Here is a 22,127-nt window from a genome sequence, read left to right as displayed (position 1 = left end):
CATTGATTTTGACACCGACGTGCGACACACCGCGGCCAATGCGAGTCCGCTTCGTGTATTGCTCATACCGTTTTGAGTGTGGACTTCCCTCTTAGCAGCTCAGTGATCCTTGTTATCGCTGTCGCGCTCTGGATTGTATGGGTTGCCCCCTACGTGCTTCGTAATGGCCGGCAGCAGCTGCAGGCTGCTGGCGAGGCAGTATTGGAACCCATCGACGTCGAAATAACAGACCCCCAAGCCGGAACGGTCCTGAAAATGGCCGTCCAGCAGGAGAAAACCATGGACACCGTGCCCGGTACTGAATCCGTCAGGGAAACATCATCCCGCGACTCGGGACGCCAGCCTGCGGTGCCTCCTAAACCATTCAGGATCCGCTACGGCCGCTGTGGAATTGCACTGATCGGACTGATGTCCCTTCTGGCGGCGGCCACGTCGGGAGCCCTTCGTCTTTTCGGCATCGGGCCGAATTGGTTGCCCTTTGCTGCTCTGGTAACCGCAGTCCTGACAGTGGCTTTGCTTCGGCGACTCGCGGTGCGGGATCGGCGGGCTAAAGTGCAAGCCGCGTTCAGGTCCGCCATGAGTGCTCCGGGACGGAGCGTCGGTGAAGGCCGGGACCGGGCCACAGGAAATCCAGCTGGTGTCCGCGACAGTACGGAAACCCGCTCGAATGGTGACATCCCTTTATTTGATGCCGAAGCTTCCCGCCCGCAGGTCAAGCCGCTGACCGCGTTGGAGCTTCGGCAGGCTGCTTTGGCTGAAGCGGTGGCGTCAGGGGACCATAGTGTGCGCCGTCCGTTTATGTCGGCCGATGTGCCAGGCGGACTCGGTGCCAGCTGGGAGCCCGTGGAGGTTCCAAAGCCCACTTATGTGGAGGCAGCTAAAGCTGAGCGCGCAGCGCCAGAGCCCCTTGAACTTCCGGAGGCTCCGAAAGCAGCCGGAAAGCCTACCTTGAAGCAGGGTGTGTCGGCTGCGCCCGCGGCATCGCAGGCTCAACAGCCTCTCACGAAGCCTCAAAGCGCACTGAGCAACCTGGATGACGTCCTTCAGCGCCGCCGCGCCTGATCCCCGACGTCCATAGCCTCGGAACATGTTGCGTATCTGCGTCGCTGGCGGCACCGGCCAGGTCGGCACTGAAGTTGTCCGCCAGGCCCTCGAGCGCGGCCTTGAGGTTGTTGCCTTCAGCCGCCATCCACCGGCGCCAGGCTCGGCTCGTTATCACAACGGCGCCATCTATTGGGCTGCGGACGTTGCAACGGGGTCGGGGGTCGCGGACGCTTTGTCGGGTGCCGACGTCGTCGTGGATTGCCTTGAGGGACGATCGCGAAAGGCGATTAAGGGCTTTGCTGATGGGGGAGATCGGCTGCTGCGCGCCGCGAAGACGGAAGGCGTGAAGAAGGCTGTGCTGCTTTCCATCATTAATTGTGATCAGGTGCGTCTGGGCTATCAGCGATCAAAAGCGGAAAAAGAACAAAGGTATGCCCGCGCGGACGTGGAAACTGTCGTTGTCCGGACAACTCAATTCCACAGTCTCCTGGCAGAGGTGTTCTCGGTGGGTTCGCGCGTGCGGCTGATACCGGTATTCAAGGGTGCAAGGTTCCAGACGATGTCCCCGTCAGAAGCAGCTGCTGCCTTGCTCGAGGAGGCTCTGGACGCCCCCGGCCGGAGTCTCATCGTGTGCGTACGGTTGGCGGTCCTGAGATCCTGCCGATGAGGTCGATGGCACAAATCTGGCAGAAGGCGGCGCATGTCCGCGGAAAAGTCATTCAATTGCCGTTGCCCGGCAGCATGGGCAAGTACCTTCGTGAGGGACAGAACCTGATCCCTGAACATGCCTTTGGCCGCGAGACTTTCTCGGCCTGGTTGGCAAAGAATGCGGATAGTTTGTAGCCTAAGGACGGCAGTACTCGACCTGACGTAAAAAACGTCTTTGTCTTGGGGCTATAGCTCAGTTGGTAGAGCGCTTCGTTCGCATCGAAGAGGTCAGGGGTTCGAATCCCCTTAGCTCCACGTTTGCAGAGCCCGTGAGGAGGGCCGGGAACCCCGGCCCTCCTGCTCGATTGGAAGTTCTTAGCCTTCGCAGTCGATGCAGTAAGCGTGCCCGCCCTTTTCACGGGCGATCTGCGAACGATGCCGAACAAGGAAGCATGAGTAGCAGGTGAATTCATCCGCCTTCTGGGGGATCACCTCAATACTCAGTTCCTCACCGGACAAATCGGCGCCCGGAAGTTCAACGCCGTCTACCGTGTCCGTCTCGTCAAGTTCCCGCACGACGCTCCGTGCATCCGGAGAATTCGCAGACTTGAGCGCCTCGAGTGATGCGTTCCGCGTCTCCGCGACGTCTGATCGGATTTCGTCGTAGTCCGTTGCCACCTGATATGTCCCTTTGCTTTGCCTAAACCTGTCGGGATAGAACGGTACATCATGAAAGCAAGTACTGCCTGTTCATTGCCTGGATCCGGGCAACGTTGCAGTCAGACGGAACGTTGCTCAGGACCCGTGGATACCTTCAACTGGCAGCTCTTCTGAGGATTCAACAAGGGCAAGGGCTGAAAACGGGTTTGCAGGATCCAAAGGCAGTGGGCTCGCTGAGACAAGAAACACGGTGACGTCGCACTGCTCCAAGACTCTCGCGACTTCCACGAAACGCTTCGCCAACGGGCCGGACCCGCTGACTTTCCCCGGGACATCCGCGTCCAGGACCCACGTCTCATGTGTGGCCGCCACTCCAGTCAGCTCCGGTTCCGGAATGTTCTGCTCCAGCAATTGGCCGAGGCTTATCCACAACACTCCGCCCTCGGCGTGTTTAACAGCAGCCTGCCAGGACGTCTGTCCGCGTGCCTGGCCTTCCCCGGTCGCCTGTCCCGGCGAGGGTGAAGGCCGGAAGAGCCCGAAAGCACCCAACTGCCGTTCTGTTCCGGGTACGATGATCCGCCCGCCACCGAAACCCTGGCCCCACCCGGGATTCTCTGTGCTGATCATCCGGTGCTACAGCCATCCTTTCTTTTTGAAAATGACGTACATGAGTCCGGCCATACCGGCCATCAATGCCAGGGACATTGGGTAGCCCAATGCCCAATGAAGCTCTGGCATGAAGTCGAAGTTCATCCCGTAAACGCCTGCCACAAAGGACGGGGCAAAGAAGATAGCCGCCCAGGAGGAAATCTTCTTTACCTGTTCGTTCTGTTCTGCACTCGCCTGGTTTTGCCGGTTAGCGGTCAGAGTGCCGTCCAGGGTCAGGGCGTTCTGCAGCAGGTCACGGAACGAATCTGCGCGCGAGATCAGCCGTTCCACGTGGTCCTCAACGTCCCTGAGGCTGTGCTGGAGTTCGGTGTCGACGCCGTATTTATCGAATCCCCGCTTGAGGAGTTGCATCATTCCCGGCAGGGGATGGATGGCGCGTTGGAATTGGATGACCTCGCGGGCCAGTTCGTAAATCCGTCGGGAAACGTGGGAGTCACCGCTGAAAAGCTGGTCCTCGATCTCGTCGATATCGTTCTCCAGCCCGGCTACCACCGGAACGTAGTCGTCAACTACCTGGTCCATGAGAGCGTAAAGAACGGCCTCCGGTCCGTGGGCGAGCAGTTCCGGCTTGCTTTCGAGCCGGCGTCGGACACGGGCAACCCCGCCTGTTTCAGCGTGACGCACCGTGACCACGAAGTTTCGGCCGGTAAAGATGTGCAGCTCGCCGAATTCCACCGTTTCGGATTCGTCGATGTACCTTGCTGGCCGCAACACGGTGAAGAGGTTGTCGCCGTACCGCTCCAGCTTGGGCCGCTGGTGCGCGGAGATGGCGTCTTCGACGGCAAGTTCATGGAGCCCAAACTCTTCCGCCACCTCCGCCATCTCGGTTTGAGTCGGACGGTACAAACCTATCCAGGCCATTCCGCCATGCTCGCTGAGCGTCTCAAAGGTCTGCTCCAGGGTGTGGGGTTGCGAGCTGCGGATCCCGTCCACGTAGACGGCGTTGTCGATGATCGTCACGAAACGGACCGCCCGTCACACAGGCATGGGGAGGCCTTCAGGGGCTGGCCTGGGGCCAGGCGGGTGGGAAGGGGGAGCGCCAATTTCATGTTGAAATCCTATTCCCCGCTATGGGCTGGGGTGTCCCCGCCGCGGCCTTACCCCGATTCTGCTGCCGGGCCAACGCATCTCCCTGCGTAAGGCGGCTTATCAAAGGTTCAGTCCGATATGGAATGTGCGTGTGCAGAGCCAAGACTGTCTCTGTCCGGATCACGCCCTTGATCCGGAGAACGGAGCGAAGCGCCGACTGGAGATTGTGGGTGTCAGTGGCAACTACCCTGCACCAGACGTCTCCACGACCTGAGATTTCATGGACTTCCAAAACCTGGGGGAGCAGGCGTAAGGCTCCGACAACGCCGTCGAGTTCGCGGTGGGTCACTTCGATGGTGACAAAGGCGACGACGTCGTATCCCACTGCCTCAAGATCGATTTCGCGACCGCCATCGTGAAGGACGCCGGAGCGGAGCATCCGCCGCACCCGGGATTGGGCGGTGTTGCGGGCAATCCCCAGCAGTTCGCTGAGTTCGCCGATCTGAATCCGCGGGTCCCGGATCAATTCCAGAAGGATCTTCAGATCCGTGGGATCTAGTTGGTTCAAAGCATCACTCCGGCTCATTCTGGCGGTCACTGATTGACTGTTTTGATCAATTTTTGCATCCATCTCGGTCTTGCGGGTCATTCAGGAGTGAATATGTAGCTATCAGAACTGCCCGGGAAGCGCCGTATCCCACAAGGATCCGGTGGTCCGGAACAAGAAAAGGCATGGAAATGACTGTCTTCAGCGAACTCCGTATGTCCACCGCCGCCGTTAGCCCCAGGGGATGGGATGCTTCCACCACGGCCCGCCTGGTCCTGGCTGGCATCGTGATCTTCACGTTGCTGGTCGGAGCGAACCTGGCGACGCCGCTGTACCCCTTGTACGAGTCCCAGCTCGGGCTGACTTCGCTGGATATCACCGTTGCTTTCTCCGCCTACGTCCTGGCACTGGTGGCCACGCTTATGCTTGCCGGCCACTGGTCGGACCATATTGGCAGGCGGGCTGCACTGCTGCTGGCAGTATTGGTGGCGCTGCTGGGCGGCCTGGTCTTCGCGACGGCGGGCAACCTCGTCGCGCTTTCAGCTGGCAGGGCACTCCAAGGCATCGCTGTGGCGCTCGCGACCGGCGCAAGTTCTGCTGCCCTTCGCGAACTTCTGCCCGCGCGTCCGGACTGGGCTTCCCGGTTCACGCTGCTCGCGTCGGCCGGAGGGGTGGCGGCCGGTCCCGTGATCGGCGGAGTGCTTTCGCTCCTGCCAGTGCCCACTTCCACACCCTTCGTCGTGCATTCGCTCATCCTCAGCGTGCTGCTCGTACCTCTGTACTTGCTGAAGGCCCGCCCTGCCGTCCGGCCGGTGAACGGGACATGGCCCATCAAGGCACTGGCACCACGGCGGCTATCCGTCTCCCCGGAAGCACGTGGGGCGTTCTGGCTAGCCGCCGCTGTGGGCTTCCTTAGTTTCGCGGTGTTCGGATTCTGCCTGTCCCTTGCTCCGGGGTTCTTCGCGGGGATAGTCCACGTGGATTCGAGGCCCTTGGTTGGTGTGCTGGCAGGACTGACGCTGGGTTCATCAGCGCTGAGTCAGTTGCTTGCGGTGCGCGGTCGCTTCGTGGTCCCCGTGGGGCTTCTTATCCTCGCAGTTTCGGTCGCCCTCATAGCTGTCGCGGCCGCTTTGACCAGCCCTTGGCTACTTGTCCTGGCCAGCATTGGGGCAGGACTCGGCCAAGGCATTTCCTTCCGCGCAGCCTTCAATGACGTGGCTGGCAGGACGGAACCATCCCGTCACGCGCAGGTCATCAGCGCTGTCTATGTCATCACGTACCTGGGCAGCGCTGTGCCGGTGATTGGTTTGGGATTTGCGACGACGGCGTGGGGCCTTCCGGCTTCCGTCACGGTGTTTGTGCTGCTGTGCGCGTTATGCGCCGTCATTCTGGCGGTGGTCAGCTTACTCCGGCAGCGGGCCGTGGTTGCCCTGGATATGCTCGAACACCAGGGTGGTTTCGGTGTGGCCGACGACGGGGTCCGTGGCCAGGTTGTCCAGCACCCAGTCCCTGAGGTCCTCCGTCGTGCCGACGGCGATATGCAGCAGGTAATCGACCGACCCTGACGTGTGAAAGGTCGACAGTACGGCGGGGAGTTGGGGTACGCGGGCTGTGAACCTGTCAATCTGGTCACGGTCGTGAGCACGGAGCCGCACGGCCACGAGTGCCTGAACCGATCGGCCGATTGCCGAGAGGCTCAGCTTCGCCTCATACCCTTGGACTATCCCCCGCTCGGAGAGGGCGCGGGTGCGCATCAGGGCTGTTGAAGGGGCAATTCCCACCAGCTCGGCGAGTTGTTTGTTGGAAATCCTTGCGTCCTCGACCAGAGCCGCGAGAAGTTTCTCGTCAATGGCGTCCAGCGGCTCGCTACTCAATGATCCCGGGCGAATATTCTTCGCATTGCTGGCCACAAGTCCTCCTCAGGGTGTGCTGCGTTCATCATAAACCGCTCCTCGAGTCAAAGGATTCAGCGGCTCTGTCCAATCCCGAATAAATGCCAGATACTTTCGACGTTCAATGACGAATATTCAGAAGGAGCACGGTGTTTTCATTCGATTCACTTGCGGTACATGCCGGGCGCGACGGGCTGAAGGAGCAAGGCGTTCACGCGGTCCCTATCGATTTCTCCACTACTGCACCGCTGCCTTCAGTGGTGGAAGGCGGGTTGGCCTATGAGCACCTTGCGACCGGCGGTGCCCATCTTAAGGATCAGAGTACGGTTTACCAACGGCTGTGGAATCCGACTGTCGCACGGTTTGAAGACGGGCTTGCTGCCTTGGAAAGCGCTCCTGAGGCTGTTGCTTTCGCCACCGGCATGGCCGCTCTTTCGGCAGTGCTGCTTGCCGTTGTTTCCACAGGTAAAAAGCACGTTGTCGCCGTTCGGCCGCTCTACGGCGGAAGCGACCACCTTCTCGCCGCCGGAATGCTGGGAACAGAAGTTACTTTCGCAACTGTTCCGCAAATCAGTTCTGCCCTTCGACCGGATACTGGCCTTGTGATCGTAGAGACCCCCGCAAATCCAAGCTTGGAGCTGGTAGATATTGAGGCGTTGGCCGCTGCCGCTGATGGTGTTCCGCTGCTGGTGGATAACACTTTCGCAAGCCCTGTCCTGCAGCAGCCGCTCAGACACGGAGCAGCTCTGGTTCTGCACAGCGCCACGAAGTTTCTGGGCGGCCACGGCGACGCAATGGGTGGCGTTGTGGCAACGTCGGCCGAGTGGGCGGCCAGGCTCCGCGCCGTCCGCGCCGTCACCGGAGGGATCCTCACGCCGTGGCCCGCGTACCTGCTCCACCGTGGACTTGCCACCTTGCCCATCCGGGTTCGGGCGCAACAGGCCACTGCCTCCAAAGTGGCGTCGGCGCTGGCCGGGCACGGTCTGGTCAAGAGGGTCCTGTATCCGGGGTTGCATGAGTACGATCCCTTGGGGCTGGTGGGCACTCAGATGTCCGGTCCTGGTTCGTTGATGGCCTTTGAGCTGAGCAGCCCTGACCATGCTCAACGAATTCCTTCGGCTGTCAGCCTGATCACTCATGCAGTATCGCTGGGCGGAATTGACACGCTTATCCAGCATCCTGCAGGCCTGACACACAGACCAGTGAGCGGAGAAGCGCGGCCATCGCCAAACCTGCTTCGGCTCTCGGTCGGGCTGGAAGGTGCCAGCGACATCGTGGCCGATCTCGTACAGGCCATTGAGCGCACCCACTGAACAGCGGACTGAAACCAGCGGGACTGAAACCAGCGGGTTGGGGAGGCAGACGGCCGGCAGGAGCAAAGACAGACAACGCTGGAGCCTTTGTTGCGCCTTCATTGCTGGCTGTGGGCCGCCGGTTAAGTAGTCTGTTCAGGTGAACAGTGCAGACAGCTTCCCAGAAACGAATCCCGTTGATGCAGACCGCCTCCCTGCCGGAACGATTGCAGGCAGTGTCATCGGCCTGGACATTGGAGGAACCAAGACGCACGGTGTCCGCTTTCTCGACGGTGAAGTGGTCGCAGACGAGGTTGTGGGCAGCTCCAACGTCCAGAACGTCAGCCGTGAAGAAGCGGCCCGGCATCTCGCTGAACTGTTTGCAAGAATAGGCGGCGGATCCATCGCGCACGTGTATGCGGGGGCCGGAGGCATAGACACTGACGACGACGCTGCCGCGCTCGCGTCGCTGATCTCACCCCATGCTCCGGGGGCGAGAATCACCGTTGTCCATGATTCGCGGTTGCTGCTTGCTGCGGGGAGTGCCAGCACGGGCGTCGCCGTTATCGGCGGCACAGGATCCGCGGCCTGGGGCCGGAATGAGGCTGGAAAAGAAGCCAGAGCGGGCGGCTGGGGCTACCTGCTGGGAGACGAAGGCAGCGGATACTGGCTCGGCCGGGAGGCTGTCCGCCACAGTCTTCGGCGAATGAACCAGGGTTTCGAACCTGACGAACTCACCACCGCACTGCTTGAATCCTGTGCTGTTGATCACCCCAACAAGTTGATTGCACTCTTTCACTCGGCCGAGACAGGGCGGCGGTATTGGGCCCAGCGCGCCCGCCTTGTGGTCGAAGCAGCCGAAAGCGGCCACGCCGCCAGCCTGGCCTTTCTGGTACAGGCGGGCAGCGACCTGGCGGATTTGGCCGCGGAAACGCTGCGGCAGCTCGATGTCGACGGGCCCGTAATTCTTGGAGGAGGCCTTGCTATGAACGTTCCGTGGATCCAGGACTCCTTCCGTAAACATCTGGCCGCGGAAGGTGTCAACGATGTGCGGGTCCTGGACCGGGAGCCCGTATTCGGGGTTCTTCAGCTTCTTCAGGAGCAGGGCTTAGAGGACTGATCCGGCATTACCCGATCAGGAACGCGTTCGCGGCCTGAGTCGCACACCAGGCAAGGGCGGGGCGGGTATACGGCCGGCTTCGGGGCCAGCGGCGGGCCCATGTCCGCTCACCACTCCGAACCGGCCGGCTTCAACCGAGTTCCCATCAAGGCCTGCCTGCGCCTCCCAATCCTCACGGGCCTGAGCCACGTCATCGTGGGTCCGGCCAACGAAGTTCCACCACATCAACAGCTCTTCCTGGAAAGGTTCGCCGCCGAGCAGGATGAAGCGGGCACCTACAACAGCCTCGAGATCAAGGAAGTCCCGTCCTTTCCCGAGGTAGCACAGGGGGCCCGGCGTCACGTGTTGCTCCTCAACAACCAGGCTGCCGTCCAGAACCAGGAAGGCATGCTCAAACTCTGGATTGAGTGGTAACCGGACAGGTCCCTGGGCCGTGACGTCCGCTCCTACGATGGGCGAATACATTGTGGCTGGCGAGGTTGATCCTCCGAAAGTTCCCACCATGACCGTTGCCACATAACCTTCTCCCGCAACAGTGGGCAACTCTCGGTGCTGCTCGAAGGCCGGGGTCCTGTCCCGTTCGCCGTCGGGCAGGGCAACCCAGAGCTGGAGTCCCCGCTGCAACGGCAGCTCCTGGCCGCCGTCGGGCATGTCCTCCTGGGGCATGACAAGCGATGGCTGAGGAAGCACGGCAAACTCTGAGTGGGAGATGCCATGGCCGGCCGTCATGATGTTCAGTTCACCGGGCCGGACAATAACATCGCTCCCCACACTGTCTCGGTGGCGGATGGTGCCGATGAGCGGCCATGTGACTGTTTGAAGACCGGTGTGGGGATGGGGAAGGACGGACATTGCCACGCGGTCGGGCCCGAAGCTGTCGAGGAAGCACCAGGCTCCCACCGTTGGCAGGCCTCTCTGGGGGAGAGTGCGCAGAACATTCATGGCGCGGACACCTCCCAAGGGAACCTCGCGGGCGGGCCAAAGCTGCAGGCACGGGCCGGCTCCCGAACCCTCACCGATGTCTGCAGGCGGACATATTTGTTCCCGGGGACTGACTTCAAGATTGGTCACCTCCCCACTGTAGAACCGAATGCAGTACGTGCGCATGGGCCCGGAACTGAAAGTCAGCGGATCCTGCAGCCCGTGTTGGGTGTTGCCCGTAGGTATGGCCAGCAGCGGCAGAGTTCGATAACCTGTCAGAGTTGCCGGTTGCCCGGCTATTTCAAGGATGTTCTGCGGAGTCAAAAGGGGAGGTGGAAGTGATGACTGTAATAGTTCTGCGCGCCTCGCGCCTCATTCACCCTAAACTTCCTGCCCCGTCCAAACGCTCTTCCTAACAGCTCCACGTATCGCTGTCGAAGCACTGGCGGGGTCTATCAAAGGCTTCCCATTGAAAAACACCCACAGCCTTTCATCGGCTGAACCTTTTCCCGAACCACTCTCAAACAACAGATCTGAGCTGGCCGGTCCCGTTAATTACGGATTCACCCGCGCCAGAGCAGCGTATTTCGCCGCACATCCCCAGGCAGACGGAACGATGCCCGGGAGGGTGGTGCGTATGGACCGCAACCGCGTGCTGGTGGCTGCGGCGGACCAGTTCTTCCATGTCCCCTACCCGCTGCACGGCTCCGTCCCCGCAACGGGCGACTGGGTCTGGCTGGGGATGAATGCTGCCTCAGCGGAGCCTGTCATCGAAAGTGTCCTCCCGCGATACTCGGAACTCAGCCGAAAGCGTGCATTTGCAGCATCTTCGGATGTTCAGGTGCTCGGGGCCAACATCGATATCGTGGGGGTGGTGGTCCCGGTTGACCGTCCGCTCACCCACAACAGGATCGAACGCACCCTCGTCGCGGCGTGGGATTCAGGAGCCACTCCGCTCGTCATCATCACTAAGGCGGATCTGGCCAACGTCGCGGATGACGTCGTCGGGCAGGTCATGCTTCAGGCAGCCGGTGTCGATGTGGTCACCACGTCGGCAGAACAGCACGACGGTTTGGAGGAACTCTCTGGCCGTTTGCCCGCAGGAAGCACCCTGGTGCTGTTGGGGCCGTCGGGAGCGGGAAAGTCCACGCTGATCAATGCCCTGGTCGGATACCAGGCACAAGACACCGGGGAGGTCCGCACCGGCGACGGCAAAGGCAGGCACACCACTACCGCGAGGGAATTGGTGCCGCTTCCTGGCGGTGCCGTGCTGATGGATACCCCCGGCGTACGTGGCTTCGAACTTTTTGACGCTGAGGGTGGCATGGGCGAGATGTTCGGCGACCTTGAGGAACTGATGGAAGGCTGCCGATTCTCTGATTGCGCCCATGACCGGGAGCCCGGATGTGCAGTGCAGGCTGCGCTGGAGGACGGATCCCTGGATAACCGTCGCTGGGCCAACTACCTGAGGCTTCAGCGTGAGCTTGCTGCCCTGAACAGGCGCCACGATGCTGCGGCCCGCAGGGCTTACCAGCGGGAATGGCACCAGAAAGTGGTGGTTGCAGGCAAAAGCCAGCGGGCAGCTGAACGGTATGGCCATGAACAGTCGGCGGAGCGGGACGGTAAACCTCGGAAGTCCGGAAAGTCAGGCAATTCCGGAAAACCCGGACGGAGCTGATGGTCGGGATGGGTCATGATTCCCTCAGGACCCATCCACCGCTCAGCTGGTTCCATAGAAGGGTGGCTCCACTCTGGCGTTCCAGTCCCTCCGGCTTTGTCGGAGGGACTGGGTAGGCTGTGGTGGTAACTTGTCGACCTTGTCTTCACCCTTTTCCAGTGGTTCTTCCTCTCATGGGGGACCGGCCACAATGCCTGACGGCGGCCAGCAGGCCGCAGTTGATCGCACGGCCTCCATATCCGGGAGCCTGTTGTCCAAGGAGATACTTTTTGAAGGATTTTCGACGTCAAATGATAAGACGCCGTGCTTGGGGCGGCTTGGTCGCAGGTTTGGGCCTGGCGCTGGCCTTGAGTGCTTGTGTGGGCGGGTCCGATCCGCTGAGTCCTGCACCTTCGGCCAGCACTTCCAGCTCAGCGGGTGAGCCGCTTGTGATCGGTTCGGCAGACTTCACCGAGAGCCAGATCATCGCCGAACTGTACGCGGGAGCTTTAAACGAAGCCGGGGTCACGGCCAGCACCAAGCCCAATATCGGATCACGGGAGGTCTATTTCAAGGCCGTCCAGTCCGGCTCGATCGATATCGTGCCGGACTACAGCGGCAATCTCCTGCTGCTGATCGACAAGGAGGCCACCCAGGTTTCCGCCGATGAGATTAACCGGGCGCTGCCTGGCAAACTGCCGAAAGGCGTGGGAGTGCTAGATGCCTCCAAAGCCGAAAAAAAGGACGCCATGGTGGTGACCAAGGCGACGGCGGAGAAGTACCAGCTGAAGTCCCTCCCGGACCTTGCCAAGGCATGCAGCGAACTGGTGGTGGGCGCTCCGGCCACTTTTGCCGAGCGCCCCTATGGTCTGCCCGGCCTCAAAAAGAACTATGACTGCGTACCCAAAAAGCTGGAACCGTTCAACGACAACGGCGGAGCCGTCACCGTGAAGGCGCTGCTGGAGGACCAGGTGCAGGTTGCCGACATCTACACCACCACTCCTGCCATTGCAGACAACGATCTTGTGGTGCTGGAGGATCCGAAGAACAACTTCATTGCGCAGCAGGTTCTTCCGCTCTACAACGAAGCCAAAATGACGGACAAGGCAAAGGAGACGCTGAACAATGTCTCCAAGGCGCTGACGACGGAGGACCTGATAAACCTTAACCGCGCGGTCAGCGGCAATCAGAAGCAAGACCCCAAAGAAGCAGCACTTGCCTGGCTCAAGGACAAGGGCTTCAGTAAATAGAGGGTCCGCAGTGTGAGTCAAGTCTCAGGGGATTAACATCCTCCATATGGCATATTTGATGGATGGCAGAATTCAAGCAGTCCACCAAGCTTCATAATGTCCTCTACGACATCCGTGGACCGATCCTCGAGGCCGCCCAGCAGATGGAGGCGGAGGGACACCGAATCCTTAAACTGAACATCGGGAACCCCGCGCCCTTTGGATTTGAAGCGCCCGACGCCATTCTGGTGGACATGATTCGCCACCTTCCCCACGCCCAGGGGTACAGCGATTCCCGAGGCATTTTTTCTGCCCGTACCGCCGTTTCCCAGTACTACCAAACCCGCGGCATCCAGAGCATAGACGTTGACGATATTTACTTGGGCAACGGGGTGAGTGAGCTCATCACCATGTCTCTCATGGCATTGCTCAACGATGGCGATGAAGTTCTCATTCCCACGCCGGATTACCCTCTTTGGACCGCTTCCGTGGCACTGGCAAGCGGTAAGCCGGTGCACTACCTCTGCGATGAGGAGTCAGGCTGGCAGCCTGACCTCGAGGATCTGGAAGCGAAGATCACTCCCCGCACCAAGGGGATCGTAGTGATCAACCCGAACAACCCCACAGGCGCCGTCTACCCGGAAAGTACGCTTCGTAAGATCGTCGCGCTTGCGGAAAAGCACGGCCTGGTGGTGTTTGCTGACGAGATCTACGAAAAGATCCTTTACGAGGATGCCGTCCATGTGAATATGGCAGGCCTCACCGGCGACGCCGTTCTTTGCCTCACTTTCAGCGGCCTCTCCAAGGCTTACCGTGTCTGCGGCTACCGGGCCGGATGGATGGCGATTTCCGGACCCAAAAAGTCGGCGGCAGATTATCTCGAAGGAATCAATCTTCTGGCCAACATGCGCTTATGTGCGAACGTACCGGCGCAGCACGCCATTCAAACAGCGCTGGGCGGCTATCAAAGTATCAACGACCTCATCCTTCCCGGCGGTCGGCTCCTGGAGCAGAGGAACAAGGCCTACGATCTTCTGAACGCCATCCCCGGCGTGAGTACCCAACAAGCCCGTGGGGCGCTCTATCTCTTTCCCCGGCTTGACCCCGAGGTTTACCACATCCGCGACGACGAGAAGTTTGTCCTTGACCTGCTGCGTGAGCAAAAGATCCTCGTATCTCATGGCCGGGCGTTCAACTGGGTGCGTCCGGATCACTTCCGGATGGTCACACTTCCCAATGTGAAGGATATAGAGGAAGCAATTGGGCGCATGGGGGACTTCCTGAGCCGATACCAAGGCAACTAGCCTGATCTCAACAGTTCACGCCCGGATTCCTCCGGTGTGAACGTGCGGAATGTGCTTAAGAGCAGGCGCAGCCGCCAGGTTGCACGGCAGCGGAAAAGAGGCTTCCCATGGCAGTGGTTGTGAAGTTCGGCCAGAAACCCTCCCAAACGCTCGTGGCGGCAAAGGGTTTCAAGCTGTTGGACGTCGACGCTGACTCGACTCCCGGCTATGCCGGGGTGAAGGAGGACGGCAAGGCGCTACTTAAGAACCTCGACGGCGAACTGACGGAATTGCAGGAGATGCTTTTCGCGGAGGCTAAGTTCGGCGGAACCAAGCGCATCCTGTTGATCCTGCAAGCCATGGACACGGCCGGCAAAGGGGGTGTCGTATCGCACGTTATGGGGGCGATGAATCCGCAGGGTGTGCAGCTGAAGGCATTCAAGGCACCCACTGACGAGGAGAAGTCCTATGACTTCCTGTGGCGGATCGAAAAGGAAGTGCCGGCAGCGGGCATGGTGGGAGTCTTTGACCGCTCGCACTACGAAGACGTCCTGATCCACCGCGTGTACGGCTGGGCCTCAAAGAAAGAGCTGGAGCGCCGCTATATCGCCATCAATGAGTTCGAAGCCCGGCTGACCGACTCCGGAACCCGGGTCGTGAAAGTAATGCTGAACATCAGCCGGGATGAGCAGAAGAAGCGTCTGCTCGCCAGGTTAAGCAATCCCGCGAAGCACTGGAAGTACAGCACCGGGGACCTGAAGGAACGTGCGTTCTGGGACGACTATATGGACGCCTACCAGGCAGCAATCGATGCCACAAATACTAAAATTGCGCCGTGGCATGTCATTCCTGCAAACAAGAAGTGGTACGCGAGGATAGCGGTCCAGCAACTGCTCCTGGACGCGTTGAAGGAGCTGAAACTGAAGTGGCCTAAGGCTGACTTCGATGTGGAACAGGAAAAGGCTCTCGTCGAGCGGTCCTGAGTGCCGCTCCCGTCAGCTGTCCTTGACGTGGTCCCGTGCTGCTGCGAGCCTCTTACGTGCGCCTTCGAGCCACTCCTCACAACGTTTGGCCAGGGCCTCGCCGCGCTCCCAGAGGGCAAGCGATTCTTCCAGGCTTGCTCCACCCGCCTCCAGCTTTCCCACAATTCCCACCAATTGTTCCCGCGCTTCTTCATAACTGAGCGAATCGATGTCCGCCTGGTGATTCTGTGCCGCTGCCATAGTGGTGCTCCTTGCTGGGTTGTCGGGTCTTTAGGACGTCCAAGATGAAGGGCGTCAGTTTCGGATGATTATCAGTACTCGGTGATTGTCAGTGTTCGATGGTTTCGGGGCCGCCGGTGGACACTGCGGTAAACCTGCCACCCGCTACCCGGACAGACAGTTCCGCGTCCGCCGGAGCCTGGGAAGGATGACGAACAATTTCCCTGCGCCGGGCTTCCCCAGGGTTACCGGCTTCGCCGTTCAGGGCAAGCTGGACCACGGCGTAGCCCCGATCCAGGGTCTTTTGCGGTGACAGCGCACGCACTTGAGCGGTGAGATGTGCGAGCCCGTCGGCTGCCCTCGCCAAGGCGACGTCGATGGACGAACCGGAACGGCTTCTCAACCTCCCGATATCTTCGTGCCGGTTGGTCAGCAGAACTTCGGGGGCCGCCAGAGCGGGGCGGCTGCGCAAAGAACCCAATCGCTCACTTTCCCGCTCTACAAGGCGGGTGACACAACTGCGAAGACGGTCCCTGGATTGCCTGACCCTGAACAGTTCCTCCACAACATCCGGAACGATTCTCTTCGCCGCGTCCGTGGGGGTGGAGGCACGAAGGTCAGCGACGTCGTCGAGGATAGGGCGGTCCGCTTCATGGCCAATGGCGCTGACCACAGGAGTGGCAGCACGTGAAACGGCCCTGACAAGTTCCTCGCTGCTGAACGGCAGGAGGTCCTCCAAGGCACCTCCGCCCCGTGCGATCACAATGACGTCGACCTGCGGCGCCTCGTCGAGTTCCTTCAGCGCCGCGATCATTTGCGAAACCGCCGTGTTCCCCTGGACGGCTACTTCCCTGATCTCGAACTCGACGGCGGGCCAGCGCAATGCCGCATTCCGGAGGATGTCCTTCTTGGCGTCCGAATTGCGGCCGGTGATGAGACCGATCCTGTGCGGGAGGAGCGGGAGTGGTTTCTTCCTTGCGTCGGCAAAGAGTCCTTCAGCGCCCAGCGCCTGTCGGAGCCTCTCGATCCTCGCCAGGAGGTCCCCCAGGCCAACGGGACGTATATCTTTGACAGCCATATTGAGCCGGCCTGTTTTCACCCAGAATTCGGCCTTGAGCAGCGCGACCACACGTGATCCGCGTTCGAGGGGAGCATCTTGGCGGTCCAGCAGTTTGGTCCACACCGAAGCTGGTAGGGAGATCTCCGCATCGACATCCCGCAGTGTCAGGAACGCGTTGGTCCCTCGGCGGTTGAGCTCAATAACCTGCCCCTCGACCCAGACCGATGGCGCCCGTTCAATATGTGATTTGAGCTTTTGCGACAGGAGTTGCAGTGGCCACGGATTCTCAGGACTCGTTTCCGCAGCCGTAGCCGGCACCGTCGTTGTGGTCGTGACGTCTTCAGACACGCGGCAATCCATCGGTGGTACCTGGCTGGTGCATGGGCGGTGATCCTTTGAGCTGGGTATTTCGTGAGGGGTTCTCGGATGTTCAGGAAGCTGGTTCAGATATCAATCACTCTATCCATAGCTCTATCATCACGGGCCGACATCCCTTGTCTGGCCGAGGCTGTCAGGCCCGACCTTTAGGATGGCTGTATCCCAACCAACAAACCTAGGACTCTCTTGCGTACTTTCGTTTCCGCTATAGCGGTCATGGTCGGCTTACTGCTTGCAGCTGTGGCCGTTCCGGCAATGTGGGTTGATCAGAACATCGTTAAGGAGGACGGCTTTGTACGCTTGGCGTCTCCTCTGGGTACGAATCCGGAATTCCAGCGGCGTCTTGCCTCGGCTGCTGTAGCCAGTTTCAACCCGGCGGGGCAGATTCCGGATTTCATGGCAGACGGTATGGCTCCTGTCCTGGAAGCCGCGGCGGGTTCCCTTACAGGCCTGCCCGGCTATCCGGCAGCGTGGGAGGAGACCCTGCGGAAGAGCCACAGGCTCAGCTTCGCCGATCCCGGCAGCTTGCCACCCGAGGCTGCTGCCTCAACGTCCTTGACGCTTGATGTTGCCCCGCTGCTTGGTCTGTTGACAAGCCAGCTATCGGAGACAACCGGAGTGCCATTCAATGCTCCAGGTGAAACCCTCATCAGCATTGGGCAATCCAGCCATCGGGAACTGATTGCCAATCTGTCTGCGTATGCTCCCATGGGGTACGCAATGGCCGCAGGCTCCGGGCTTGCTTTTGTCCTCGCGTTGGTGGCGGCCCGCCGTCGCTGGGTCATCTTCCTGGTGGCAGGGGTAGGCGGATTGTTTTTGGCTGCGCTTTGGAAGCTTGGGTCGGACTTCGCATCCGCCGCCGTTTCGGCGATGCCTTCCGGAAACCCAGTTGCAGAAGTTTTCCAGCAGGAACTCGTCAACGCGTCCGCGGCATCCTTGGGGCAGTGGATCAACACGTCCTTCTGGGCCGGAGGATTCCTCCTGCTGGCGGGCATCGTGTTGGCGATCTTTCGAGGACGACGGGCCTAGGATCCAGGCCGGATTGACCGAAGCAGGGCACCTGCGAGGGAGCCGGTAGCATTGAACAATGACCTCCACCGCTGTATCCGTACCTATGCCAACAGTTCCGCGCCGGCGGCGAACGCCTGAGGACGTGCTGGCGGCAGTACCTGTGCAAGGCCCCAAAAAGGTCCTTCTGGCGGCTCCGCGCGGCTATTGCGCCGGGGTTGACCGCGCGGTTATTGCCGTGGAGAAAGCCCTGGAGCACTACGGTCCTCCGGTCTACGTTCGCAAACAGATTGTGCATAACGTGCACGTCGTGACTTCCCTTGAGGAAAAGGGAGCCATCTTTGTTGACGAAACGGACGAAGTCCCCGAAGGTGCCCTGGTCATCTTTTCGGCACACGGAGTGTCCCCGGCCGTGGTTCAATCGGCCGAGGACCGGGGGCTTCGCACGATCGACGCCACCTGCCCCCTCGTCACCAAAGTCCACAAGGAAGCTGTGCGCTTCGCCAAGGACGATTTCGATATCCTCCTGATTGGCCACGACGGCCACGAGGAAGTGGAAGGTACGGCTGGGGAGGCACCAGAGCACATCCAGATCATTAACGGTCCGCATGAAGTGGAGAAGGTGACGGTGAGGGATCCAGAGAAAGTAATCTGGCTGTCCCAGACCACTTTGAGCGTCGACGAGACCATGGAAACGGTACGCCTCCTTAAAGAGCGCTTCCCGACGCTCCAGGATCCGCCCAGTGATGACATCTGCTACGCGACGACCAACCGACAGGTCGCCATCAAGAAGATTTCCCCTCAGGCCGATCTCGTCATCGTTGTCGGCTCCGCCAACTCGTCAAACTCGGTTCGCCTTGTGGAGGTTGCTCTGGAGTACGGCGCGAAGGCGTCCTACCGGGTCGATTTTGCCAACGAAGTTGACGAGACCTGGTTTGAGGGCGTCGCGACTGTTGGCGTTACTTCCGGCGCCTCCGTCCCTGAAGTGCTGGTCAAGGATGTCCTCCGACTCTTGGCTGACTACGGTTATGGAGCCGTTGAGGAAGTAGTCACGGCTGAGGAAGACCTTCTCTTCTCGCTGCCTAAGGAGCTCCGCGCCACCCTCAAGCAGGCGGGCGACGTGACGAGGGCCCTGGGCGGACGCGGAGCCCGCTCCTAGGCTGCGGATTCCTCTTGGCGCAATTCGGCCTGCAGCTCGGGCGCTGCGATGGAACGAGGCGTGACCTCGACGGCGGCAGGCGTTACCAGGCCGCTGGCATCAAGGGCGTTCAGCTTTCGTGCGGTGGGCAACACCCTTGCCTCAAGGGTGCCTACCAGCGAGTTGTAGCGATCTACTGACGTTTTCAAAGATGAGCCAAGCTTGGTGACATTTTCTCCCAGCGTTCCCATGCGTTCGTAAAGCTGCTGACCGAGCTCAAACAATTCCCTCGCGCTGTCCGTCAGTACATCCTGACGCCAGGTGAAGGCAACCGACTTCAACACGGCCAACAGAGTACCCGGTGATGCAAGGACCACATTCTTGTTCAGGGCGTAGTCGAGGAGCCCCGGGTCTGCCCCCAGAGCAGCGGCGAGAATGGATTCCGCGGGCAGGAAGCAGATGACGAGTTCCGGCGAATTGCCCGGAATGTCCCAGTACTTCTTATTGCTCAAGGAATCTACGTGCGCCTTGAGTGCCTTTGCATGCGCGGTCAGGAGCAGCTGCTGTGCGTTTGCTCCTGACCCAGGCTGAGATCTGACATCAGTGGCCACGGACTCCTGAGCCTGTAAATAAGACGACAACGGCACCTTGGCATCGACAACCAACTGCTTGTCACCCGGCAGCTGAACCACCAAGTCAGGGCGGACAGAGTTATCTGTTCCTGCGCTGTGAAGCTGCTCATGGAAGTCAACGTGGCGCAGCATTCCAGCTGCTTCAACAACACGCCTGAGCTGCACCTCTCCCCATTGGCCGCGTGCGCTGTTCGAACGCAGGGCTGACTCCAGAGCATGGGTTGACCTCAAGAGCTGTTCGTCGGAGAGCCGGGCTTCCTGCAATTGCTGGGCCAGCTGCCCGTACTGCTCCAGCCGGTCACGCTCAAGAAGGGACACCTGCTGCTGAACTGCCGAGAGCTTCTCGGCAACAGGGCCCAAAGCACGCAGTACGCTTCCGTCCTGGTTCCGTGACTCACCCAGCTCCCGGTTCTGCACCGCAAGGAGACGGCGTTCGGCGTCGGCCGCTGCAAACTGTGCTGAGACTTCGGAAAGCCGGGCGGAGACGCCGTCGAAATCCTGTTCCAGGGCCACGTTGCGGCGCCGGAACATCAGAAAGGTGACAACGGCCCCGGAAAGGGCACCCAAAAGCAACATCAGAAGAGCGAGAATCAGTGCGAATGCGTCCATGCCTTCACTGTGACATGCGCCTACGACAGTTTTAGGAACAGACGCACCAGGAGGGCCCACCTGGGTCGGATTCCAACCGGCCAATGGCTTTTACGGCCATGCGGGTAGAATCTATGCTCGTGGCTCTTACTATTGGCATCGTCGGACTGCCCAACGTCGGCAAATCAACTCTTTTCAACGCTCTGACCCGGAATCAGGTGCTGGCCGCGAACTATCCGTTCGCCACCATCGAACCGAACGTGGGCGTTGTGAACCTGCCCGACCCACGGCTTCAGGAGCTCGCGAAGATCTTTGGATCCGCGCGTCTCCTGCCGGCGGCCGTCTCCTTCGTTGACATCGCCGGCATCGTCAAGGGCGCCTCTGAAGGCGAAGGCCTGGGTAACCAGTTCCTTGCGAATATCCGCGAGGCGGAAGCCATCGCTCAGGTGGTCCGGGTCTTTGATGACCCCGACGTCATCCACGTTGACGGCAAGGTGGATCCCCGCTCCGATATGGAGACAATCAACACCGAGCTGATCCTCGCGGACCTGCAGACCATCGAGAAGGCCGTTCCCCGGATCGAAAAAGAAGTCAAGATCAAGAAGCGGGATGCTGCAGAACTCTCAGCCATCAAGGCTGCCCAGACAGTCCTGGAACGCGGCGACACCATCTTTTCCTCGATTAAGAGCGACAAACTGGAGATGGAGCACCTCAAAGAGCTCAGCCTCCTTACAGCCAAGCCCTTCATCTACGTTTTCAACTCGGATGAAGGGATCCTGGGCAGCCCTGAGAAACAGGCTGAACTACGTGCCCTGGTCGAACCCGCCGACTGCATCTTCCTTGACGCGAAGCTGGAGTCGGACCTTGTTGAACTGGACGAGGAAGAGGCCCGCGAAATGCTGGAAATGAACGGCCAGGACGAATCGGGCCTGGACCAGCTGGCCCGGGTGGGGTTCCATACCCTCGGGCTGCAGACCTACCTCACCGCCGGCCCGAAGGAAACCCGGGCCTGGACCATCCACCGAGGGGACACCGCGCCGCAGGCAGCAGGAGTCATCCACTCGGACTTCCAGCGCGGCTTCATCAAGGCTGAAGTTGTTTCCTTCCAGGACCTCATCGAGGCCGGATCTATGGCCGAGGCGAAATCCCGGGGCAAGGTCCGCATCGAAGGCAAGGAATACGTCATGGCCGACGGCGACGTCGTCGAGTTCCGCTTCAACGTGTAACCGAGTTCCGCTTCAGCCTGGCAAGTAGTCGGGCGAATGGCAGTTAGCCCCGGCGGGCGACATCCTGGCTCAGAATACCGGGCCAGGTTTCGACATCTCCTGGGGTCCGGGCGACCGTCAGCGTTGCCTGTGGCAGCAGTGCGGCGAGGGATTCCGCGGTTGACAGCGGGTGGCCCGGATCATCGACCCACGCCAGGATTGTCGTCGGTACGTGGATTCGCGCAACGGCTTCAGGAAGAGGCAGATCACTGAGTGCCGCGCCTCGAAACACCCACGGCAACAGGGCGTCGTCGACGTCGGGCACCGTCTCCGGGGCACCAATCGTGGCTGGCGGTGGTGTTGCTCCGCGTGTGGTTGCGAGGAATGCCTCGACACCAACAGACTCGATAAGCGCCGCGGCAGCCCGGTAGTTTCCAGCCTGTGCAGGTCGGGTTTCCCACGCCGTGGGTGGCACCATAAGGGTGAGCCCCGTAAAGCGGTCCGGCTCGCGGGAAGCGGCATGCAGGAGTGTGCCGGTGCCCATGGAGGGACCAACCCCGTGTACACGTTCTCCCGGAAACCAGTGATCGAGGAGTCGCAGGAGATCGTCGGCGAGGCTTTCCCATTGATAGTCCTCGGGAACCTTCCGCCCCGTCGAGCGGCCATGGCCGCGTGCGTCGTACCGCAGCAGTCGAGTTCCACTCAACCCTCGACCGAGGTCGAGGTTGAGCACCCGGTCGTGCGCGCGGCTTGACGTAAGGCCGTGGAGTTGGACAATTGGATGCCCACCTTCGTCGCTCAAAGCAACCGCAAGCTCCGCTCCGGGAACCTCAAAAGTGGGCATCAGGCTCCTCGTTTCGTTCCTGACGGCCTCACCTCGAGCGGCCGCGTTGAGCATTCAGGCTATCTGGGGCGATAGGATACT

The 22,127-nt window shown here is 60.5% G+C and carries 22 protein-coding genes, 1 tRNA gene and 1 pseudogene; 14 read left to right on the top strand and 10 right to left on the bottom strand.

The features are described 5' to 3' along the window. Positions 1 to 78: 78 nt before the first annotated feature. From MU551_RS16590 to MU551_RS16575, 4 genes are all read left to right on the top strand, one after another. Positions 79 to 1,062 carry a hypothetical protein gene (locus MU551_RS16590; protein WP_247046404.1) on the top strand — a complete coding sequence of 328 codons (984 nt, stop codon included), beginning with the start codon at positions 79 to 81 and terminating at the stop codon, positions 1,060 to 1,062. A gap of 25 nt (positions 1,063 to 1,087) precedes the next feature. Next, positions 1,088 to 1,711, top strand: coding sequence for an SDR family oxidoreductase (locus MU551_RS16585; RefSeq protein WP_247046402.1), 624 nt, complete (start codon positions 1,088 to 1,090; stop codon positions 1,709 to 1,711). Between the two features lie 5 nt (positions 1,712 to 1,716). Beyond that, positions 1,717 to 1,887, top strand: coding sequence for a hypothetical protein (locus MU551_RS16580; protein WP_247046400.1), 171 nt, complete (start codon positions 1,717 to 1,719; stop codon positions 1,885 to 1,887). Positions 1,888 to 1,934: 47 nt separating this feature from the next. Further along, a tRNA-Ala gene (locus MU551_RS16575) sits at positions 1,935 to 2,007 on the top strand. A 60-nt stretch (positions 2,008 to 2,067) separates the two neighbouring features. Here MU551_RS16575 and MU551_RS16570 read toward each other — a convergent pair. The 4 genes from MU551_RS16570 to MU551_RS16555 all read right to left on the bottom strand — a co-directional run bounded on the left by MU551_RS16570 (position 2,068) and on the right by MU551_RS16555 (position 4,636). Further along, positions 2,068 to 2,370 carry a DUF4193 domain-containing protein gene (locus tag MU551_RS16570; protein WP_247046398.1) on the bottom strand — a complete coding sequence of 101 codons (303 nt, stop codon included), beginning with the start codon at positions 2,368 to 2,370 and terminating at the stop codon, positions 2,068 to 2,070. A 117-nt stretch (positions 2,371 to 2,487) separates the two neighbouring features. Continuing rightward, positions 2,488 to 2,979 (bottom strand): hypothetical protein, encoded by a 492-nt coding sequence (locus MU551_RS16565; protein WP_247046397.1) that lies wholly within the window; start codon positions 2,977 to 2,979, stop codon positions 2,488 to 2,490. Positions 2,980 to 2,985: 6 nt separating this feature from the next. Continuing rightward, positions 2,986 to 3,981 (bottom strand): magnesium/cobalt transporter CorA, encoded by a 996-nt coding sequence (gene corA, locus MU551_RS16560; RefSeq protein WP_247046395.1) that lies wholly within the window; start codon positions 3,979 to 3,981, stop codon positions 2,986 to 2,988. Between the two features lie 85 nt (positions 3,982 to 4,066). Then, positions 4,067 to 4,636: an Lrp/AsnC family transcriptional regulator gene (locus MU551_RS16555; protein WP_247046539.1), complete on the bottom strand. Its 570-nt coding sequence runs from the start codon at positions 4,634 to 4,636 to the stop codon at positions 4,067 to 4,069. Between the two features lie 152 nt (positions 4,637 to 4,788). Between MU551_RS16555 and MU551_RS16550 the strand changes: the two are divergent. Beyond that, a pseudogene (locus tag MU551_RS16550) lies at positions 4,789 to 6,003 on the top strand (MFS transporter); the annotation flags it as partial. Here the strand turns inward: MU551_RS16550 and MU551_RS16545 are convergent. After that, positions 6,001 to 6,507, bottom strand: a complete 507-nt coding sequence (locus tag MU551_RS16545) for an Lrp/AsnC family transcriptional regulator (protein WP_247046393.1) — start codon at positions 6,505 to 6,507, stop codon at positions 6,001 to 6,003. The pseudogene MU551_RS16550 and the gene MU551_RS16545 overlap by 3 nt on opposite strands. A 131-nt stretch (positions 6,508 to 6,638) precedes the next feature. Between MU551_RS16545 and MU551_RS16540 the strand changes: the two genes are divergently transcribed. Together MU551_RS16540 and MU551_RS16535 are read left to right on the top strand one after the other, a co-directional pair. After that, entirely contained in the window at positions 6,639 to 7,802 is a 1,164-nt protein-coding gene (locus MU551_RS16540) for a trans-sulfuration enzyme family protein (protein ID WP_247046391.1), read from the top strand. Positions 7,803 to 8,007: 205 nt separating this feature from the next. Further along, positions 8,008 to 8,901, top strand: a complete 894-nt coding sequence (locus tag MU551_RS16535; RefSeq protein ID WP_247046538.1) for an N-acetylglucosamine kinase — start codon at positions 8,008 to 8,010, stop codon at positions 8,899 to 8,901. A 15-nt stretch (positions 8,902 to 8,916) separates the two neighbouring features. On the opposite strand, the gene MU551_RS16530 is transcribed toward MU551_RS16535, so the two are convergent. After that, a complete protein-coding gene (locus MU551_RS16530) occupies positions 8,917 to 9,972 on the bottom strand; it encodes a pirin family protein (RefSeq protein ID WP_247046389.1) in 1,056 nt (351 codons plus the stop codon). Positions 9,973 to 10,459: 487 nt separating this feature from the next. Here MU551_RS16530 and rsgA point away from each other — a divergent pair, with 487 nt between their 5' ends. From rsgA to MU551_RS16510, 4 genes are all read left to right on the top strand, one after another. Continuing rightward, the gene (rsgA, locus tag MU551_RS16525; protein WP_372489878.1) at positions 10,460 to 11,500 is read left to right on the top strand and encodes a ribosome small subunit-dependent GTPase A; all 1,041 of its coding nucleotides are present in this window, start codon (positions 10,460 to 10,462) and stop codon (positions 11,498 to 11,500) included. 290 nt (positions 11,501 to 11,790) lie between these two features. Beyond that, positions 11,791 to 12,729 (top strand): ABC transporter substrate-binding protein, encoded by a 939-nt coding sequence (locus tag MU551_RS16520; RefSeq protein ID WP_247046388.1) that lies wholly within the window; start codon positions 11,791 to 11,793, stop codon positions 12,727 to 12,729. A gap of 62 nt (positions 12,730 to 12,791) precedes the next feature. After that, positions 12,792 to 14,012: a pyridoxal phosphate-dependent aminotransferase gene (locus tag MU551_RS16515; RefSeq protein WP_247046386.1), complete on the top strand. Its 1,221-nt coding sequence runs from the start codon at positions 12,792 to 12,794 to the stop codon at positions 14,010 to 14,012. Positions 14,013 to 14,119: 107 nt separating this feature from the next. Further along, positions 14,120 to 14,974, top strand: coding sequence for a polyphosphate kinase 2 family protein (locus MU551_RS16510; protein ID WP_247046385.1), 855 nt, complete (start codon positions 14,120 to 14,122; stop codon positions 14,972 to 14,974). Between the two features lie 12 nt (positions 14,975 to 14,986). Here the strand turns inward: MU551_RS16510 and MU551_RS16505 are convergent, their stop codons facing one another. Together MU551_RS16505 and xseA are read right to left on the bottom strand one after the other, a co-directional pair. After that, positions 14,987 to 15,214: an exodeoxyribonuclease VII small subunit gene (locus MU551_RS16505; RefSeq protein WP_247046383.1), complete on the bottom strand. Its 228-nt coding sequence runs from the start codon at positions 15,212 to 15,214 to the stop codon at positions 14,987 to 14,989. An 88-nt stretch (positions 15,215 to 15,302) separates the two neighbouring features. Further along, positions 15,303 to 16,613, bottom strand: coding sequence for an exodeoxyribonuclease VII large subunit (gene xseA, locus MU551_RS16500; protein WP_281507251.1), 1,311 nt, complete (start codon positions 16,611 to 16,613; stop codon positions 15,303 to 15,305). Between the two features lie 204 nt (positions 16,614 to 16,817). Here xseA and MU551_RS16495 point away from each other — a divergent pair, with 204 nt between their 5' ends. Continuing rightward, positions 16,818 to 17,660, top strand: a complete 843-nt coding sequence (locus MU551_RS16495) for a hypothetical protein (RefSeq protein WP_247046381.1) — start codon at positions 16,818 to 16,820, stop codon at positions 17,658 to 17,660. 58 nt (positions 17,661 to 17,718) lie between these two features. After that, positions 17,719 to 18,798 (top strand): 4-hydroxy-3-methylbut-2-enyl diphosphate reductase, encoded by a 1,080-nt coding sequence (locus MU551_RS16490; RefSeq protein ID WP_247046380.1) that lies wholly within the window; start codon positions 17,719 to 17,721, stop codon positions 18,796 to 18,798. Here MU551_RS16490 and MU551_RS16485 read toward each other — a convergent pair. Then, positions 18,795 to 20,018: a DNA recombination protein RmuC gene (locus MU551_RS16485; protein ID WP_247046379.1), complete on the bottom strand. Its 1,224-nt coding sequence runs from the start codon at positions 20,016 to 20,018 to the stop codon at positions 18,795 to 18,797. The genes MU551_RS16490 and MU551_RS16485 overlap by 4 nt on opposite strands. Before the next feature lie 119 nt (positions 20,019 to 20,137). Between MU551_RS16485 and ychF the strand changes: the two genes are divergently transcribed. Next, the gene (ychF, locus tag MU551_RS16480; RefSeq protein WP_247046378.1) at positions 20,138 to 21,223 is read left to right on the top strand and encodes a redox-regulated ATPase YchF; all 1,086 of its coding nucleotides are present in this window, start codon (positions 20,138 to 20,140) and stop codon (positions 21,221 to 21,223) included. 43 nt (positions 21,224 to 21,266) lie between these two features. Here ychF and MU551_RS16475 read toward each other — a convergent pair whose 3' ends face one another. Next, a complete protein-coding gene (locus MU551_RS16475; RefSeq protein ID WP_247046377.1) occupies positions 21,267 to 22,046 on the bottom strand; it encodes an alpha/beta fold hydrolase in 780 nt (259 codons plus the stop codon). Between the last annotated feature and the right edge of the window lie 81 nt (positions 22,047 to 22,127).

Origin of the sequence: Arthrobacter rhizosphaerae (assembly GCF_023062595.1) — a bacterium.
GTDB classification, from domain to species: Bacteria; Actinomycetota; Actinomycetes; order Actinomycetales; family Micrococcaceae; genus Arthrobacter; species Arthrobacter rhizosphaerae.
The sequence above is the reverse complement of the archived record's forward strand: the minus strand, read 5'-3'. Positions and strand labels throughout refer to the sequence as shown.